The organism is Streptomyces sp. NPDC059008 (assembly GCF_042749045.1).
GTDB lineage: Bacteria > Actinomycetota > Actinomycetes > Streptomycetales > Streptomycetaceae > Streptomyces.
Genome location: NZ_JBHYJC010000063.1, coordinates 1 through 16,754 on the forward strand (window position 1 = coordinate 1; position 16,754 = coordinate 16,754).

Here is a 16,754-nt window from a genome sequence, read left to right on the forward strand (position 1 = left end):
GAAGCCATTTTTCCGGTGGATCGCTCGGGTCGGTGCTCGTGTCTGGCCTCCGGTAATCACCATGAACCACCTGACAAGCGAATCAAACGCTCACTCAGAGGGCGTTTGAAGTAGGCAGATTGCCCTTGATGCCCTAGTAAGTTCCTCGCCAGGTGGGGGTGGTCTCGTCCGTTATGCGCCTGGCGAGGTTGTCGATCGAGGCGATGTGGATCATGGCTTCGGAGCTGGCGGTGAGGGTCTCGTAGTCGCGGGCGAGACGGCGGTGCATCATGATCCAACCGATACTCCGCTCGACCAACCAGCGTCTTTTCACGACGTGAAACCCACGGGTGTCCGGGTTTCTGTTGACGACTTCGACATCGATTCCGAGGCGGGCGCCGTGCTCGACGACGGCGTTTTTGAAGCCGGTGTCGACCCAGCTCTTGGAGATGGTCGGGTACTTCTCCTTCGCTTGGTCGAGGAGGCGTATTCCCAGGGCGTTCTCCGAGAGGCCGGCGGCGGTGACGGTCACGGCAAGGATGAGGCCGATCGTGTCGGTGAGGATGCCGCGTTTCCTCCCGACGATTTTCTTGGCCGCATCCGTTCCCTGGCTGGTCACGGGTACGTTGCTGGAGGTCTTCACGCTCTGGGTGTCGATCACGGAGGCGGTCGGCTCGGGCTTGCGCCCCTCCTTCACCCGGGCCAGTCCCGTCAGGTCGTGATTGAGCTGGGCGAAGATTCCTTCGTCGCGCCATGCGGCGTAGTAGGCATAGACGGTGCCGTGGTTCGGGAAGTCGTGCGGGAGGTATTTCCAGGGGATTCCCGTGCGGTTCACTTAGAGGATCGCGTTGAAGACGTCGCGTAAATCGACCTTGGCCGGCTGCCCGGTTGACCTGCGGTCAAGCCGGGCCTTTCTCCAGGCCGTCAGCGTCGGCTCGATCAGAGCCCATCGGGCGTCGGACAGGTCACTGGGGTACGGCTTGCGCTCGCTCACGGCGTAGCGTGATCACGGGCGAGCCGGAGGGCTCGGTTCCGCTGTCCATCAGGCGATTCCGCGACATCTTCAAATCAGACGGACTTCCGGGTGCAGAAGCGAACGAGACGGATGGCCGAACCTCCGCCCCGGAGAAGGTCATTCGCCACCTACGGGATGAAAGCCCCCAGAACAGGGCAAGGACGGGAGCCTCATATAGGGCCAGACCTGCATAAACACCCTCTCAGAACAGGTTTTGTGGCGAGACCGGTCCGGGTGTCCTGGTTGCAGAGCGAGGCTGCTGCCAGGTTAGGGCCGCCGTGCCAGCGCCGCCGCTACTGCTGTCGGCCCAGTCGCTGATCGTCCGGTAAGGCGTGTCGTTGACGGTGACCAACAATCCGTGGCGGGCCCCGGGTTCACCCCGGTATGACTCCTGCCATCCACCTACCGGTTCCGTTGGGTGTGGATGCAGAACGGTCGTTCGCCCCGTGGCTATTGCTGCTCCCACTGCTCCTTGGTGATCTCGTACCGTACGCCTCCATGCTCGGAGCCCTCGACCATCTCCATGTCGGAGGGAGTGGGGACGGTGGCCGCGAGCGTCATTTCGAGCTTCCTCATGATGTTGCGCGAACCGTGGTTCACGGACATCGTCGCAGCCCAGACCATGCGCACACCGAGCTCCGTGAACGCCTTGGCCAGCAAGGCCCGCGAGCCCTCGGTGGCATAACCCTTGCCCCATGCCGTCTGCCGTAGCCGGTATCCGAGTTCGGCTTCGTCCAGCGGGCCTTCCGGCTCGGGACGCAGGTGGAACCAGCCGATGAACGCGCCGCCGCCCTTCTCGTGCGCGGCGAACAGTCCGAGCTTGCCGCCCCACTTCTCGTAGCCAGCGAGGATGTTCGGCATGTAGCGCTCGCGGACGACCTCCGGCGCGGTCGGATCACCGCCGGACAGGTAGCGCATCACCGCCGGGTCGCTGTCCAGCTCGATCAGCAGATCCACGAGCGGCGCAGGGCCAGGCGCTCGGTCTCCAGGTAGGTGTCCACGAGCCGATCATGCCTGAGACGCATCGGGCAGCCCAACGGTTTTCCTCGGCAACTAGGGGGCGCCCGCCTCACCGCGTGATCAACCTCCGAAGGACTACGAGCGTCGACCACTTAGCCATCGACCGGCGACGCCCCGGGTCCGAACGTCGTGAGGGCCATCCGTAACCGCTGAGATGAGAGACGGTCCTGAGGCAGTCTCCCGGCTCTCTGAGGGGCCACCCTCATGGCGCGGCACGGTGGTGATCACTTGGGAATCGTCGAGGCGACATCATCGAGGGTGGCGTCCGTGACGAGACCGGTGTCCTCCAGGACGTCCATGTGGTCCTGCACGGTGTTGTTGGCCTGCGTCGCCAGTCGCCGTACCAAGGCGTTCTTGGTGGTTGCGCGCACTTCGCCGATGGTGATGAACACCTTGCCGTGGGATGCCCGGAGGAGGTCCACGAAGAGCTGATCGAAGGCGTGGCCCCGGGCCTTCTTCAACTGGTCCACCCAGCCTTGTTGTTCAGCGGTGGCCTGGTCGGGAATCGGTGCGTTCAGCGCCTCGGAGTCCTCGCGGACCAGTTGATCGAGCTTGCTGTGCCCGTCGAGCACATGCATCCCCGCGCGTTTGATGGCTTCACTCGATGCATGAGTCTGGGCGAGCCGGCCCGCCGGCATCTCCCATAGGCCCGCCTGCCGGACCTTGGCGAGGAAGGTCTTGTCCAACTCGGTGACGGTGCCGGTGTTTCCTGCCCGAGGGGCGGCTTCGCCGGCCCCAGAGACAGGGAGGTTCGCGGAGACTGACTCGTCAGCGGAGCTGTTTCTCTGCGAGAGCCACACGGATACGGTGGCGATGACTGCCACGAGAGCGACGGTGACGGCTATCAGGCGGCCACGACGGGATGATGGCCGTGGGTTCCGCGCATGAGATTTCATCATGCCTCCTGAAGTGCGCGACGGTTCATCAGCGGACGCTGTTGCTGTTGCACCTGGTACTGCCGGGCATGAGGCACGCTAATCTTTGCACTGGGCAAGCGAATCGATTCAGCGAAGGTGCTCAAATGCGCGTAGCGCGCAGTCACCGTCGCCTAGGATCCCCCTCTCCCCTGGCGGTCTCAGATCGACCGCCTGACCGATCGCCCTGCTCGGCGGCATCCGCTCCCTCGCCAACCGGCCGTACGTGGCCGGCGCGAGGTAGGCAGGAGCCCGCCGGCAGCGATCTGCCGGCGGGCTCCTGCATACCCCCGTTGGATGGTTAGTCAGTGATCGGGATCTGCCCGTTGGCGGCGGCCCGCTCAGGGGCGGATGCCTCTGCCTTCGAGGTCGCGCCGCGCTGGGTGAGGCCCTTGAGCATCTCAGCGAGGTCGACGCCCGTGGTCGAGCTGAGCAGTTCCATGCCCTGGGCGACGTTGTCCGCGACCGTACGGGACAGCTGGCTCGCGCCGTCCGTGGAGATCACGGTCATCTTGTCCACGGCGCTGAGCGGTTCGGACGCCTTGGCCACGACCTGCGGCAGCGCCTCGACCAGCATCTGGAGCATGGCCGCATCGCCGTACTGCGCGAACGCGTCGGCCTTCTTCTGCATGGCCTCGGCCTCGGCCGCGCCCTTCGCGGCGATCGCCGCCGCGTTGGCCTCGCCCTCGATCCGTACCGCCTCGGCGAGCGCCGCACGGTGCAGCTTCTCGCCCTCACCGGTCAGCCGGGCGCGCTGGGCCTCCGCCTCGGCCTCCTTGACCTGGGCGATGCGCCGGGCCTCGGCCTCCTGCTCGGCCTGGTAACGGGCCGCGTCGGCGGGCTTGCGGACCTTGGTGTCGAGTTCCCGGTCGGTCAGCGCCGCCTGCCGCTCGGCGACCTTCTCCTGCTCGGAGAGGACCTCCTGCTGACGTGCGGCCTCGGCGAGCGGACCCGCGGCATTGGCCCGGGCGGCCGCGGCCTCGGTCTCGACGCGGATCTCGGCCTGCTTCAGATTAAAAGTCCGCTCGGCGATGGCGATCTCCTCGGCCGCCTTCAACCGCGCCTGCTCCGAAGCCCGCTTGGCGTTCGCCTCGGCGATATCGGCCTCCTGGCGCGCACGGGCGGCCTCCGGCCGGCCCAGGTCCTCCAGGTAGGAGCCCTCGGTGGTGATGTCCTGGATCTGGAACGCGTCCAGAATCAGGCCCTGTCCCGACAGGCTGGCCTCGGCCTCCTCCGCGACCTGCCCGGCGAACACGGCGCGGTCGCGGATGATGTCCTCCACCGACATCCGCCCGACGATGGCCCGCAGCGCACCCGAGAGCACTTCCTGGGTGAAGCCGACGATGCCTTTCTGCTGCTGAAGGAAGCGCTGGGCCGCGGCCCGGATCGCGTCCTCGCTGCCGCCGACCTTGACGATCGCGACGCCTTCGAGGTTGGCCTTCACACCGCGCAGGGTGACAGCGCCGCGGACGGCGACCGGAATGTGGCGGCTCGACAGGTCCAGGGAGAACCGCTGCTGGACGAACGGAACGACGAAGACCCCGCCGCCGACCACGACCTTCTGGCCGCTGTTGTCGATGCTGACCCGTCCGGTCTCCGGGTCGATGGACTTCTTGCCGCGCCGTCCGGTGATGATGAACGCCTCGTTGGGCCCCGCGACCTTGTAGCGCGTGATGACGACAAGGGCGAGCAGGACGAGGAGTACGACGACTCCCACGACGGCGGTAATGACTGGACTCATATCAAATCCCCCCTGCCTTCCCAGGGGTCGGCAGATCGAGTGATGGTCTGTGCGTGTGTATGGGGTGTTCGGTGACGGTTTCCGGTCGCCTGTTGGGGCGGCCGGGGGCGTGAGCCGCGTGGCCTGAGAGGAAGGGGTGGCGGTCAGCTCTCGACCGGTCGCACGGTGACCGAGGTGGACGAGAGCGACTCCTCCACCCAGATCTCGGCACCGCGCGCCACCGGTACCGCGCTCCTGGCCGCCAGCTTCACGGGATGGCCCGCGAGCCGTACCAGCACTTCGCCGTAGCCGTCGGCGGGAATGGCGGTCACCACCGAGCCCGCGATGCCGACCAGGTCCTCCTGACGCGGAGTGGCGTCGGTCTGATCGCGCAGCAGCGCACGGCTGAATTTCCACGCGAGCCAGCCCGCAGCGACTCCGGCCGCGACACCCACTCCCGTTGCGGCACCGGCACCAAGGCTCGTGCCGCCCAGCACGATCGCGCCGGCGAAACCGAACATCGACAGGAAACCCGCGACCACCGGCAGCGACAGCAGACCGTCGAAGAGCCCGTCCATGACTCCCCCGAAGGCCCCTTCGAGGACACCTTCCAGGACACCGTCGAAGACCAGCGAGAGCACGAGCAGCACGACGCCCGCTATGCCGAGGCTAAGAAACCAGGCCACCTGAACACCCTCCCTCGCTCTTGCGAATTGCCTGAACAGGAAGGATCGTCGCACGCATGACCGAGTCAAAACATTGCCGGTTTCCGGCAATCTTTACGCGTCTTTAATGCCGCCTCGCATCACCGGAGTCCGGCGCGGGCTCTCATCCACTGAAGTCTGCGTGGCCGGCTCAGGCCGTGGCGGAGGCGTGCTGCCGACGTCGAGGAGCCGAGGCCGGTCAGGGGGCAGCGGTGGCGCTCAGACGGACGTTGCCGGGCCGGGTATGTCCGTCCAGCCCAACGGGTACGCGTCGTGACCGGCCGGCGGAACGGCCGGTTCGCCGGCCGCCTCGGTGAACGCGGTCAGGGCATCCACCAGCGCCTCGCCCTGTGCGGGGTCCATTCGCCCGACGATGGCGGCGATCTCCTCCCGGCGGCGGGTGGTGACTTCGTCGACGATGCGGCGCCCGTCCTCGGTCAGCTGGATCAGTGTTTCGCGGCGGTTGTCCGGGTTGGCCTGCCGGTCGGTGAGGCCCGCGCCGGTCAGCCGGTCGATCATGCGCATCGCGGTGGAAGGGTTGACCCCGAGGAGTTCGGCCACCGTGGACAGGTTGGTGGCGCCGTGTACCGACAGCACGACCAGCAGGCGGAACTGGGGCAGGGTGACCTTGTCCTCTACTGCGGCCAGTGAGCGCGCGGACACGCCGACCAGGACCCGGGAGGCGGTCAGCACCGCCCGGGTGACCGCATCGACGTCGCCCATGTCCGGTGATCCCTCCGCGCGCTCGATCATGCTCATTTCTACCTCGCTCGGGAGCGCACTTGACAACGTTTGCATAATGCAAAAAGAGTGAGGAGAGGAAAATATGAGTGGAGCAGGCACATCACACCCTGCCGATTCCGTCCTTGAACCAGTCGCCGTCGAGGCTCGGCCGCCATCTCTCCTGGCGCGCGTGGGCAACGCTCCGTGGGGGCTGCTCGCCCTCGCCGTGACAGTTGGCGCGGGCGCCGGGCTCGGCTCGATCGCCTTCCGCTGGCTGATCGTGGCCTCTACCCATCTCTTCTCCGGCCACGGCGATTACGCGGGCGCAGGGCGTAGCGCGAATCCGCAGGTGCCGTGGCTGGGCCCGTTCTTCGTCCTGCTGGCGCCGGTCGTCGGCGGACTGCTCTACGGGCCGCTGGTCGATCGTTTCGCCAAGGAGGCCCGCGGCCACGGGGTACCGGAGGTGATGCTGGCGGTCGCCCAGCGCGGCGGCCGGATCAACCCCCAGGTTTCCGTCGTCAAGGCACTCGCCTCAGCCCTGTGCATCGGTTCGGGTGGTTCGGTCGGCCGTGAGGGGCCGATCGTCCAGATCGGCTCCGCCCTCGGCTCCACCCTGGGGCGGGTGGTCAAGGTCGCCGAGGACCGGATGCGGCTGCTGGTCGCCTGCGGTGCGGCGGGTGGCATCGCCGCCACCTTCAACGCACCCCTGGCCGGTGTCTTCTTCTCGATGGAGCTGATACTGGGCGCCTTCAGCGTCGAGGCGTTCGGCGCCACCGTGCTCTCCAGCGTCACCGCGAGCGTCATCGGCCGGGCCGCCTTCGGCGACACCGCCTTCCTGACCCTGCCGCCCTTCCACGTCGAACACCTCGCTCAGTACGGCCTGTTCGCGGTCCTCGGCGTGCTCGCGGGCGCGGTCGGCGTCGGCTTCACCCGGATCCTGTACTGGATCGAGGACGCCTGCGACTGGGCCTGGCGGGGGCCGGAGTGGCTGCGTCCGGCCGTCGGCGGGTTGCTGCTGGGCCTGGTGCTGCTGGTGCTTCCCCAGATGTACGGCGTCGGCTACCCCGTACTGGAGAACGCCGCCCACGGCGAATACGTCGCCGGCTTCCTGCTGCTCCTGCTCGCCGGCAAGGTCCTGGCCACCAGCCTGACCATCGGCATCGGCGGCTCCGGCGGCGTCTTCGCCCCCAGCCTCTTCATCGGCGCCATGCTCGGCGCCGCCTACGGCGCCACCACCCACCAGCTCATGCCCTCCGCCGCGGGCGCGGTCGGCGCCTACGCCCTGGTCGGCATGGGCGCCATGTTCGCCGGAGCCTCACGGGCCCCCATCACCGCCGTCGTCATCCTCTTCGAGCTCACCGGCCAGTACTCGATCATCCTGCCGCTGATGCTCGCCATCGTCCTGGCCACCCTCACCAGCCGACTGCTCTCCCACGACACCATCTACACCCTCAAACTGCGCCGCCGGGGCATCGACCTGAACGCCCCGGCACCCGGACCCAAGCTGGGTACACAGACCGTGGAATCGGTCATGGAGCAATTGCCCACGCCGCTGGCCGCCGCCACTCCACTCCTGGAGGCGGGAGACCTGCTGCGCCTGTCCGATCACGGCGCGCTGCCCGTCGTGGACGCAGAAGGACGCTACCTGGGCACGATCACGGCCCGCGCCGTCGCCGAGGCACTCTCCGAACGCCCCGACGGCGACATCGAGCCGCCCGCTCTTGCGGGCGACCTCGCCGAATCAGCCCCACCCGTCACCGTCGACATGCCGCTGTCCACCGCCCTGCACGTCCTGGTCGCCGCACCCGGCACCGGACTGCCCGTCCTCGGCCCGGACAAGCACCGCCTCCTGGGCTGGCTCACCCACCAAAGCGCGCTGCGTGCGCTGCACGCACCAGCCATCGCCTGACAGAGGGGCACCCGCCCCGCACGGACCACGCAACACGCATGGGAGACCGCAACAGCTCTCGCAGCACACATGCGTTCGTCACCGGACAGCCGGACCCAACGAAAGCGAAGGTCGTTCCGCATGAAAGCAGTCATCTGCGGCGCCGGGATCGCCGGCCTCGCCCTCGCCCAGCGCCTGGACACCCTCGGCTGGGAGGTCGTGGTGGTGGAAAGGGCACCCGGTCCCCGCGACCAGGGCTACATGATCGACTTCTTCGGTCCCGGCTATGACGCCGCCGAAGCCATGGGCCTCCTGTCCCGTCTTCGGCAGCTCGCCTACCCGGTCAAGGAAGCCGCGTCTGTCGACCACCACGGGCACACCCGCGCCCGGCTGACATATGCGCAGTTCGGCCGGGCGGTACGGGGACGGCTGCTGAGCCTGATGCGCCCCGACCTCGAACAGGCCCTGCGGGAAAGCCTGTCGGAGCGGGTCGACCTGCGCTTCGCCACCAGCATCCGGCACATCGACAACCACGCCACCGGCGTATGCCTGACCCTCACCGACGGCAGCACCCTCACGGCCGATCTACTCGTCGGAGCCGACGGCATCCACTCCACCGTGCGCTCCGTGATCCACGGTGACGAGACGCGCTACCTGCGCTACCTCGGCTTCCACACCGCCGCGTTCGTCTTCGACGCCCCGGACGTCCACGCCCAGGTGCGGGACCGCTTCTGTCTCACCGACACCCTCGGCCGGCAGATGGGGTTCTACGGCCTGCGCGACGGAAAGGTAGCGGCGTTCGCCGTGCACCGCACCCCCGATCCCACCCTGCCGTCCGACGTCCGGAGCGCCCTGCTGAGGGAGTACGCCGGCCTTGGCTGGGTGGTTCCGCGGGCGCTGGAGCAGTGCCCGCCCGCCGACCGCGTCTACTACGACCAGGTCGCACAGATCGACCTGCCGCACTGGAGCCGCGACCGGGTCACACTCGTGGGCGATGCCTGCCAGGCCGTCTCCCTCCTCGCCGGACAAGGCTCATCCCTGGGCATCGCAGGCGCCTACCTCCTGGCCGAACAACTCCACCACAGCGACTCGATCGAGGCGGGCCTGGCCGCATACGAACGCCTCTGGCGGCCGGTGGTCGCCGACAAACAGCGCACGGCACGCAAAGCAGCCCGGTGGTTCGTCCCGGACGCCGCCTGGCAACTGCACGTCCGCCGCGGCATTTTGAAGGCCGCCGGCCTGCCCGGCATCAACCGCTACCTCGGGGTGGCCCTCGCCGGGAAGCCCACATCCGTCGTCGTGGAACTCAACCCCGCTCAGCGCGGCTGAGGTGGCGCAGCAGGACCGGAGGACTGTTCGTGCCGGGTCCGGGGTACCGGCACGGTCTGCGGCTGGGCCGGGGTGCCGGCACGGGGGTTGAGGAGCCGGGTGAGGGGGGTGACGGCGGCGGTGGTGAGGAGGGCGATGAGGACGAGCATGGTGAACAGCTTGTCGCCGATCAGCCCGGTCTGACGACCGATGGCCAGGACGACGAGTTCTGTCACGCCGCGGCAGTTGAGCAGCACACCGACCGTCCCCGCCTCCCGCCACGTGCCACCGAAGGCACGGTGCGCGAGAGCCGCCCCGGCGAACTTGCTCGCCCAGGCGGCGAGCAGCAGGAGCCCCGCGCTGAGGACGCCCAGGCCGCTGAGGGTGGTCAGATCGGCAGAAAGACCGGTGACCACGAAGAACGCGGCCAGCAGGAGGGATCCCATCTGGTGGAGGGGCGCGGCGAGCGCGGCCTGGGCTGCCGGGTCCAGCCGCGGCATGACGACACCGAACGCGAAGGCTCCCAGGGCCGCGTGGACACCGATCCAGGCGGTGGCGCTCGCGGAGAGGAAGAGCCCGGCGCAGATGGTGGCCAGGGCGAGGGAGTGGTGCTGGACGAGGTCCATCCGTGCGGCGAGGCGGCAGAGCAGGGGGCGTACGAGGAAGGCCATGACGAGGCCGTAGGCGGCGAGTTCGGCGGCGGTGCGGGCGATCTGGCCCGCACCGTTGCCGCCGCCCAGGGCGATGACTGCGGTGACGCCGCACCAGGCGAAGATCTCACCCACGCCGGCTGCGGCGGTGGCCGTGGTGCCGACCGGTGTGACGTGCAGTCCGTTGTCGTGCAGGACGCGGGCGAGTACGGAGAAGGCGGTGATGGACAAGGCAGTGCCGACGAACAGAGAAAAGACGAGCGGGTGAACGTCGTGGGCGGGGAGGGCGGGGTGGAGGGCCTGGACGGCATAGGCGGCGGCGGTCACACACACCAGGGCGAGGGCCATGGAGGAGGCGGAGACGGCCACGACGGCATGCCCGCGCCCGCGCAGGGCGGTGAGGTTGAGCTCCCAGCCCGCCGCGAACAGGAAGAACACGATGCCGATGTCGGCGATGATGCCCAGGTACGGGCGGACTTCGTCAGGGAACAGCAGATGGGGCAGGTCGCCGGGCAACTGGCCGAGGACGCTGGGCCCGAGCAGGATGCCGACGGCGATCTCGCCGACGATGACCGGCTGGCGCAACCGTCTGCACAGGGGGACGAAGGCGATCCCGCACAGCAGGATGACCGCGATGTCCGCGAGGACGACGACAGGGGCGGGCGCATGGGCAAGGTGCATGGGCGTGGGGTCCCCTTCACGAAGGTGCCGCGGATCGGCAGGCGGCGGAGGCCGCTCGCGCGGTCAGGCGGCGACACAGGACTGTGTCCGATGCATATGACCTAGAGGGGATTTCCTCGCACTCGCAACCTTCAGCCCGGTTCTTGGCAAAAGCCCGAGATATTTCCACCTGGCGGGGTGTTTCCATTGGCGCGACCGTTCCCCTGCCGCCGTTCCGTTCGCCTGCTCGGGGACCGACGCACACTGGGTTCCCGCGCCGCGCACCACACTGTCTCTGCCTGCGCAGCTGGTCGACGCTTGGTGACAGAGGCCGCGAACAGGTCGAGGCCAGCACTGCCGCTGCTGCTCGCCTGGCGCGTCGGTGCGTCGCCGTCGAAGACGTTGATGGCCGGCAGGCGGGCGGCGCCCCCGGCATCCCTGTCTACGGGGCCTACCTGGACGCGGGCTCCGCGGGCAGGTTGAAGACGTGGCCCGGCGTGACGATCTTCGTGATCTCCTCGCCGAGAAGCGTGGTGGGCTCCTTGTTGTCATGGTCGATGTCGCTGTTCAGCAGGACGACGAGGGTCGCCCGCGCCGATGGCAGATAGACCACCAGGGACTCGTAGCCCGGCAGCGAACCGTTGTGCCCGATCCACCCCTGGACGCTGAAGATGCCGAGGCCGTACCCGATGCCCGGGATGGGGGTCGGGGGTGTGGTGAGCCGCTGCTTCTGCAGGTCGGGACTGATCAGGTCGCCGCCGCCGGGCAGTTTGCCCGTGGCCACCGTACGCGCCCATACGCGCAGGTCCTGCAAATTGGAGATCATCGCGCCGGCCGCCCAGGCCCATGAAGGGTTCCAGTCGGCCGCGTCCTGGACCTCCCCGTTCGCGGTCTGGGTCGTGTATCCCTGCGCGTGCGGGATCGGGAACGTGGCGTCGACTGGCAGGAGCGTGTGGTCCAGGCCGGTCGGTTCCAGGACGTCCTTTTTGATGTAGTCGCGCAGTTGCTGACCGGTGACCTTCTCGATGACGAGGCCGAGCAGGATGAGGTTGGTGTTGGAGTACTTGAACCTACTTCCCGGCGGAAACAGCACATGATGCTGGAAGGCGTAGCCGAGCAACTCCTGCGGGGCGAAAGGCTGGTGTGGATCGTTCGTCAGCGCCTCGTAGAATGCGTTGTCCCTAGAGTAGTTGAACAGGCCGCTGCGCATCCCGGCCAGCTCGCGCAGGGTGATGTTGCTTCCGTTGGGCACGCCTTCGACGTACTTCCCGATCGGATCGTCCAGGTTCACCTTGTGCCGGTCGACCAACTGCAGCAGCGCCGTCACGGTGAACGTCTTGGTCACGCTCCCGATCCGCATGTGCAGATCCGGCGCCATGGCCTGGCCATTGCTCGGGTTGGCGAGCCCGAAGGACCGCACATAGTTACCGTCGGGCGTCCACAGTCCCACGGTCACACCCGGGATCTTCGCCTCCCGCATGATTCGCTGGACGACGGTGTCGAGTTGCCGCGTCACGCCAGGGGTGATGTCACGGACCTCGTCCGGGGACGCCGGTGTGGAAACGGACGGCGAGGGTTCCACCGACGCGGCGGGGCCACCGCATCCGGCCACGCTCGCGGTCGGCAGTGCGAACATCCCTGCCGCGGCAGCCGTCGCGGCCGCTCGACGCAAACGTATTCGGAAATGGGGCATGGAGAGACTCCCCACCATGCGAGGCCACGTTCCGCAACTCCGAGCGCGAGCGTTGCGTGCACACCCGTGTGAGTACGAGCGCGGGATGAACCTGTGTCCGCCTACGGCGCGACTGGACAGAAGCCGCAGGTCACGACAGTGCCATGGGACGCGGCCCGCAAGGTCTTGAACCTCCAGTATAGGAGCGCCCGCGCCCTGCCGCGCCTCGGCGCCCGGCGCAATCCGGTCGGCGCCGTCCAGGTGATTTCCTCAGCCTTGGGCCCTCAGCCCGGAGCCCCGGCCCTGTTGTCGACCTCGCGCCTGCCGGGCGACGCCTGGCCTGTCCCGCGGGCGGACGACGGGCGACGGGAGTTACGGCAGGGCCCGGCTCGGCGCCGCCGTGGTGGCGCGCACGGCCGTTACGAGGCCGAGCTCCTCCTACTCCTCCTGTGTGGCAAGGCGCTCACGACATGCCGCACCCTCGGCGCCGGAGGCGGCGGCCTGCCGGCCCTCTCCTGTGTATCGGCGGCCTCCTCGGCAAGCTGTGGGCATGGCCGCCCTCGTCACAGGCGCACTCCGGGCCCCCGCCACCGCAAAACTCTTGCCCCTCGAACTGTGCGGCCACTATGCCCTCGCCCTCCCCGCGGCCGTCACCACCCGCGCCCTCCTTCCCGCCCCGCGCCTCTGTGCCCGCCGCCGCGGCTGAGTGATGTCGTGGTTCCCGGTCACACGATGCGGTCACCGGGAATCGCATCAAGCCGTACGAAGGGGATCGAATTCCCCACTCGTCGGAAGGCGGCCGGGCTGCCGTCCACACGGAACCCCTTGAAGGCACAGAGGCGACGGGCCAGGCGTGGGTGCCCGGCGGCATAGCGAGTCATGATGTCGCCGCCTGTCTCTGGGGGCAGTAGGGAAGCGGTGGCGGCGTAACGGAGGTTGCCGAACTGGACCGTGGCCCACGGGAAGTGCCGCAGGCTCTGGTACCAGGCCGCAGCCGGCCCGAAGCCGGAGGCCACCGTCCAGCTGAGCCTGTCGTCGCTCCGTTCGTACGTGATCACTTCCAGTACGACGCGACGATGGAGCCCCGTGAGGTGACCGGTGTGGTGCAGCAGGAGCAGCCGTTTACCGAAGAGCGGCCCGAGCCCTGCCTGATAGAGGCGGACGGGCAGGCGTGCCACGAAGCTCCGCCCGCCGGTGGGAAGTTGCGGGCGCCCCTGGGGCGAGAACTGGTTCGTCATCGTTGCCTTCCGGGTCGGGAAGCCACAGCCCTCGTCCTCGGGAACGGGGCGACACGAGTGAGTCTTCGTCAGTGCAAAGTTTGCATAGTCTAAGACTCGGGGCGGGCTGCACCGGAGGACCGGCGGCTGCGGAGTGTCGAAGCCCACGGCGTGTGTCATAGGCGTTCACCTGTCCCGGCATTTCGAGGACCTGATGGGGAGCCGCAGGCAATTGGCGATAGAAAAGAGAGATGGCCGAGCGCGGAACCCCCACGAGGGGCATGGATGACGTGGATGCGGTGACCCGGGCAGTGCTCACCGCGTCGAGGGTGTTGGTCGCGGTGACCGCGCGGTCACTCGCCGAGGTCGAGGAGCGGGTGACCCTGCCGCAGTTCCGGATGCTGGTGGTGCTGTCCACGCGCGGCACGACCAAGCTCGTCACGCTTGCCGAACTGCTCCAGGTCGCCCCCTCGACCGCGATGCGCATGGTGGACCGGCTCATCGCGGCCGGCCTGGCCGATCGCCAGGCCAATCCCGACAACCGGCGGGAGACCCTGCTGCGGCTCACCGGCAAGGGACGGCACACCGTCGAGAACGTGACCGAGCGACGCCGTGCCGAGATCACCGCGATCGTCGAACGGCTCGCGCCCGGTCAGCGGAGCGCCCTCGTCGAAGCGCTCACCCTTTTGAACGACGCGGGCGGCGAGCCACCCGCAGACGCCCCGGAGCCGTACCCACTGGGGTGGGCCGACCCCTCGGCCGAGCGTCTCTGAGCGAACCGTGGCGCCGGACGGGTGTCCGGGATGCCGAGCGCGCCGCCACGACGACCTCCCACGCCAGCCGTGGCGGGCGCTGCCGCGGACTGGCTGGTGACGGCCCCCGTGGCCGGAAGACACCGCTGCGCGTCGTGAATCACCGTAGGGGCTGTGCCGCTGCGACTCCGGCCTTCAGCGTGGCTGGACCGGCGGGCGGGCGGCGACGACGCGACGGAAGAGGGCTTGCACGGCGGCGGTGATGCCGCTGTCGGTCTTGGTGTGGTGGCAGGGGCCGGTGTAGGCGTGGGTGAGGAAGTCGGCGGTGAGTTCGGGGTCGGGGACGTCGAACTCACCTGCCGCGTGGCCTTGTGCGAGGAGGGTGACGAGCAGGTCGCGGGCGGCGGTCATGGGTTCCTCGCCGGTGATGCCGCCAGGTTCGTGGAAGAGCCGGTGGTAGAGCTCGTGGTGGTCCTGTTCCGCAGCGATCCAGGCGGCGACGAGGCCGTCGAGGCGTTCGGTCCAGGTCAGTTCGGGCTGCTTCAGGAGAGCGGCGGGCCGCTGGAGCATGCGGTCCCACATCTCGGCCTGGAGGGCAGCCAGGAGCTCCTGCTTGGAGTCGAAGTAGAGGTAGACCGTGCCCTTGGCGACCCCGGCGCGGGTGGCGACCTTGCTGACGGTCAGTGCCTCGTAGCCGTCCTCCAGGAGCAGAGCGGCCGTGGCGTCGAGGATCTGGCGACGGCGGACATCGGGGGGCTGGAAGCGACCGGTGGGCTGGGCGGGGGCGGACTTGTCCGCGGACACGGTCTCTCCTTCGTCATGGAGGTGACTGACCGGTGGTCGGTCAGTCGGTGGCCTCCAGGGTGTCATGCGGCTTGCGGGCGATGACGATGACCGCGTGGTCCTCGCCGGGGTGCTGGATCCTCGGCACGACCTGCCGTTCGGCGCGCACGATGTCCAGGCCGAGGCCGGTGAAGGATTGGGTCAGCTCGGCGAGGGTGGCCAGTTCACCGGGGTTGCCCCAGTCGCAGGCTTCCTCGTCCCACTCGCCCATGGCCAGGGTCCCGCCCGGCGCGAGGGCCGAGGCCAGCGTGGCCAGCGTGGCAGTACGGGCGGGACCGCGGGGCGGCAGGGCGTAGGAGCTGAGGACGAAGTCGTAGGCGGCCTCGGGCTGCCAGGCGACGCTGTCGGCGACGGCGAGTTCGACCCGGTCGTCCAGGCCGCGGGCGCAGGCGCTGGCGCGAGTGGAGGCGATGGCGCGGGGCGCGAGATCCACACCGGTGACACGCCAGCCGCGTTCGGCGAGCGCGAGGGCGTTCCCGCCGGCGCCGCAGCCCAGATCCAGGGCTCTGCCCGGGGGAAGGCCGTCGGCAGGGGCGAGTAGCACCAGGTCGGGGTCGGCGGTGTCGCTGCCGTCGCCCGTGTAGAGGTCGTCCCACGCGAAGTCCGGGTACGAGGCCGCCCCGGACCCGTGGGCGTGGTGGGTGTCGTGGGTCACAGTTCCTCCGGCGGGAATGGAATCGGGCGAATGACCGTTGGTCAGTAGTATGACCGTCGGTCATTCGTTTTCGTCAAGTCCCTTCGGAGGCACCCCGTGGACCTCACCGACCAGTACGACACCGTGATCATCGGCGGCGGGCCCGCCGGCCTGACCGCCGCGCTGAGCCTGACCCGCTACCGCCACCGCACCCTGGTCATCGAATCCCCCGCCCCGCCGCGCAACGCCGCCTCCCGCGGCGTACACGGCCTCATCGGCCTGGAGGGAGCCACCCCCGCAGAGCTGCGCTCCCGTGCCTGGGAGGAACTGGGCCGCTACGGACTGGCCCAGCGGCTCGACGCCACCGTCGGCGAGGTCACGCCGCTGAACGGCGACGGATTCCACGTACGAGCGGACGACGGGACCACCGTCTGGGCCAGGAACGTCATCCTGGCCACCGGGGTTATCGACCAGCACCCCGACGGCGTGGAGGGTTTCGCCGCATGCTGGGGCCGCACGGTGATCCACTGCCCGTTCTGCATCGGCGAGGAGAACGCCGACCGCACCTGGGCCCTGGTCTCCGACGAACCTCTCTACCTCGGCATGGCCGCCACCGCCTTCCGCGCCTGGACCGGCGATGCCATCGCCATCGCCCCACCTTCACTGCCCGGCGCCGACGAACTGCGCCGGAGCCTGCGCGAGCAGGGCAGCGACCTCGTCCAGGGCGAGATCACCCGCCTGCACCACACCGACGGTGACCTGCACGCAGTGGAGCTGGCCGACGGTACCCGCCTGGAACGACAGACCCTGCTGTGGCCGCAGCCGCAGCAGCAGGTCCCGCTCGTCGAGCGCCTGGCCGCACAGCACGGCCTCGCTCTGAGCGACGGCTACGTCACCGTGGACGAAGGTCGCCAGACCAGCATCCCCGGCCTCTACGCCGCCGGCGACCTGACCGGCAAGACCTGGGAACAGGGAGCCGTCCCCGCCGTCACCGCCGGAAGCGCCGCCGCCGACGCCATCCACTTCGCCCGCCTGGCCTGACCGCCCCGTCCCAC

14 protein-coding genes and 1 pseudogene are annotated in these 16,754 nt (G+C 68.9%); 4 read left to right on the plus strand and 11 right to left on the minus strand.

Going from position 1 to position 16,754, the window contains the following annotated elements; all coding sequences use genetic code 11:
• Nucleotides 1-133 precede the first annotated feature (133 nt).
• From ACFWZH_RS36325 to ACFWZH_RS36350, 6 genes and pseudogenes are all read right to left on the minus strand, one after another.
• Nucleotides 134-973, minus strand: a pseudogene (locus tag ACFWZH_RS36325) (IS5 family transposase).
• Nucleotides 974-1,444: 471 nt separating this feature from the next.
• Nucleotides 1,445-1,951, minus strand: a complete 507-nt coding sequence (locus tag ACFWZH_RS36330; protein WP_384441642.1) for a GNAT family N-acetyltransferase — start codon at nucleotides 1,949-1,951, stop codon at nucleotides 1,445-1,447.
• Between the two features lie 287 nt (nucleotides 1,952-2,238).
• Nucleotides 2,239-2,838 (minus strand): DUF4142 domain-containing protein, encoded by a 600-nt coding sequence (locus ACFWZH_RS36335; RefSeq protein ID WP_384441645.1) that lies wholly within the window; start codon nucleotides 2,836-2,838, stop codon nucleotides 2,239-2,241.
• Between the two features lie 391 nt (nucleotides 2,839-3,229).
• Complete coding sequence (locus ACFWZH_RS36340) at nucleotides 3,230-4,669, minus strand: flotillin family protein (protein WP_384441647.1); 1,440 nt, start codon at nucleotides 4,667-4,669, stop codon at nucleotides 3,230-3,232.
• Nucleotides 4,670-4,812: 143 nt separating this feature from the next.
• Nucleotides 4,813-5,334 (minus strand): hypothetical protein, encoded by a 522-nt coding sequence (locus tag ACFWZH_RS36345; RefSeq protein ID WP_384441650.1) that lies wholly within the window; start codon nucleotides 5,332-5,334, stop codon nucleotides 4,813-4,815.
• A 237-nt stretch (nucleotides 5,335-5,571) separates the two neighbouring features.
• Nucleotides 5,572-6,105, minus strand: coding sequence for a MarR family winged helix-turn-helix transcriptional regulator (locus tag ACFWZH_RS36350; RefSeq protein ID WP_384441653.1), 534 nt, complete (start codon nucleotides 6,103-6,105; stop codon nucleotides 5,572-5,574).
• 73 nt (nucleotides 6,106-6,178) lie between these two features.
• On the opposite strand from ACFWZH_RS36350, the gene ACFWZH_RS36355 reads away from it, so the two are divergent.
• Complete coding sequence (locus ACFWZH_RS36355) at nucleotides 6,179-7,984, plus strand: chloride channel protein (protein ID WP_384441656.1); 1,806 nt, start codon at nucleotides 6,179-6,181, stop codon at nucleotides 7,982-7,984.
• A 120-nt stretch (nucleotides 7,985-8,104) separates the two neighbouring features.
• Nucleotides 8,105-9,292 carry an FAD-dependent monooxygenase gene (locus ACFWZH_RS36360; RefSeq protein WP_384441659.1) on the plus strand — a complete coding sequence of 396 codons (1,188 nt, stop codon included), beginning with the start codon at nucleotides 8,105-8,107 and terminating at the stop codon, nucleotides 9,290-9,292.
• Here ACFWZH_RS36360 and ACFWZH_RS36365 read toward each other — a convergent pair.
• The 3 genes from ACFWZH_RS36365 to ACFWZH_RS36375 form a co-directional block, all read right to left on the minus strand.
• Nucleotides 9,280-10,602 carry a cation:proton antiporter gene (locus ACFWZH_RS36365; protein WP_384441662.1) on the minus strand — a complete coding sequence of 441 codons (1,323 nt, stop codon included), beginning with the start codon at nucleotides 10,600-10,602 and terminating at the stop codon, nucleotides 9,280-9,282. The two genes, ACFWZH_RS36360 and ACFWZH_RS36365, sit on opposite strands and share 13 nt — an antisense overlap.
• A 430-nt stretch (nucleotides 10,603-11,032) precedes the next feature.
• Nucleotides 11,033-12,274 (minus strand): serine hydrolase domain-containing protein, encoded by a 1,242-nt coding sequence (locus tag ACFWZH_RS36370; RefSeq protein WP_384441665.1) that lies wholly within the window; start codon nucleotides 12,272-12,274, stop codon nucleotides 11,033-11,035.
• A 704-nt stretch (nucleotides 12,275-12,978) separates the two neighbouring features.
• Nucleotides 12,979-13,491, minus strand: coding sequence for a nitroreductase/quinone reductase family protein (locus ACFWZH_RS36375; protein ID WP_384441668.1), 513 nt, complete (start codon nucleotides 13,489-13,491; stop codon nucleotides 12,979-12,981).
• A 230-nt stretch (nucleotides 13,492-13,721) separates the two neighbouring features.
• On the opposite strand from ACFWZH_RS36375, the gene ACFWZH_RS36380 reads away from it, so the two are divergent.
• Nucleotides 13,722-14,243, plus strand: coding sequence for a MarR family winged helix-turn-helix transcriptional regulator (locus ACFWZH_RS36380; protein ID WP_384441671.1), 522 nt, complete (start codon nucleotides 13,722-13,724; stop codon nucleotides 14,241-14,243).
• Nucleotides 14,244-14,417: 174 nt separating this feature from the next.
• Here the strand turns inward: ACFWZH_RS36380 and ACFWZH_RS36385 are convergent, their stop codons facing one another.
• Together ACFWZH_RS36385 and ACFWZH_RS36390 are read right to left on the minus strand one after the other, a co-directional pair.
• Nucleotides 14,418-15,026: a TetR/AcrR family transcriptional regulator gene (locus ACFWZH_RS36385; RefSeq protein ID WP_384441674.1), complete on the minus strand. Its 609-nt coding sequence runs from the start codon at nucleotides 15,024-15,026 to the stop codon at nucleotides 14,418-14,420.
• Between the two features lie 40 nt (nucleotides 15,027-15,066).
• Complete coding sequence (locus ACFWZH_RS36390) at nucleotides 15,067-15,720, minus strand: SAM-dependent methyltransferase (RefSeq protein ID WP_384441677.1); 654 nt, start codon at nucleotides 15,718-15,720, stop codon at nucleotides 15,067-15,069.
• Nucleotides 15,721-15,816: 96 nt separating this feature from the next.
• On the opposite strand from ACFWZH_RS36390, the gene ACFWZH_RS36395 reads away from it, so the two are divergent.
• The gene (locus ACFWZH_RS36395) at nucleotides 15,817-16,740 is read left to right on the plus strand and encodes an NAD(P)/FAD-dependent oxidoreductase (RefSeq protein WP_384441680.1); all 924 of its coding nucleotides are present in this window, start codon (nucleotides 15,817-15,819) and stop codon (nucleotides 16,738-16,740) included.
• Nucleotides 16,741-16,754: the final 14 nt, after the last annotated feature.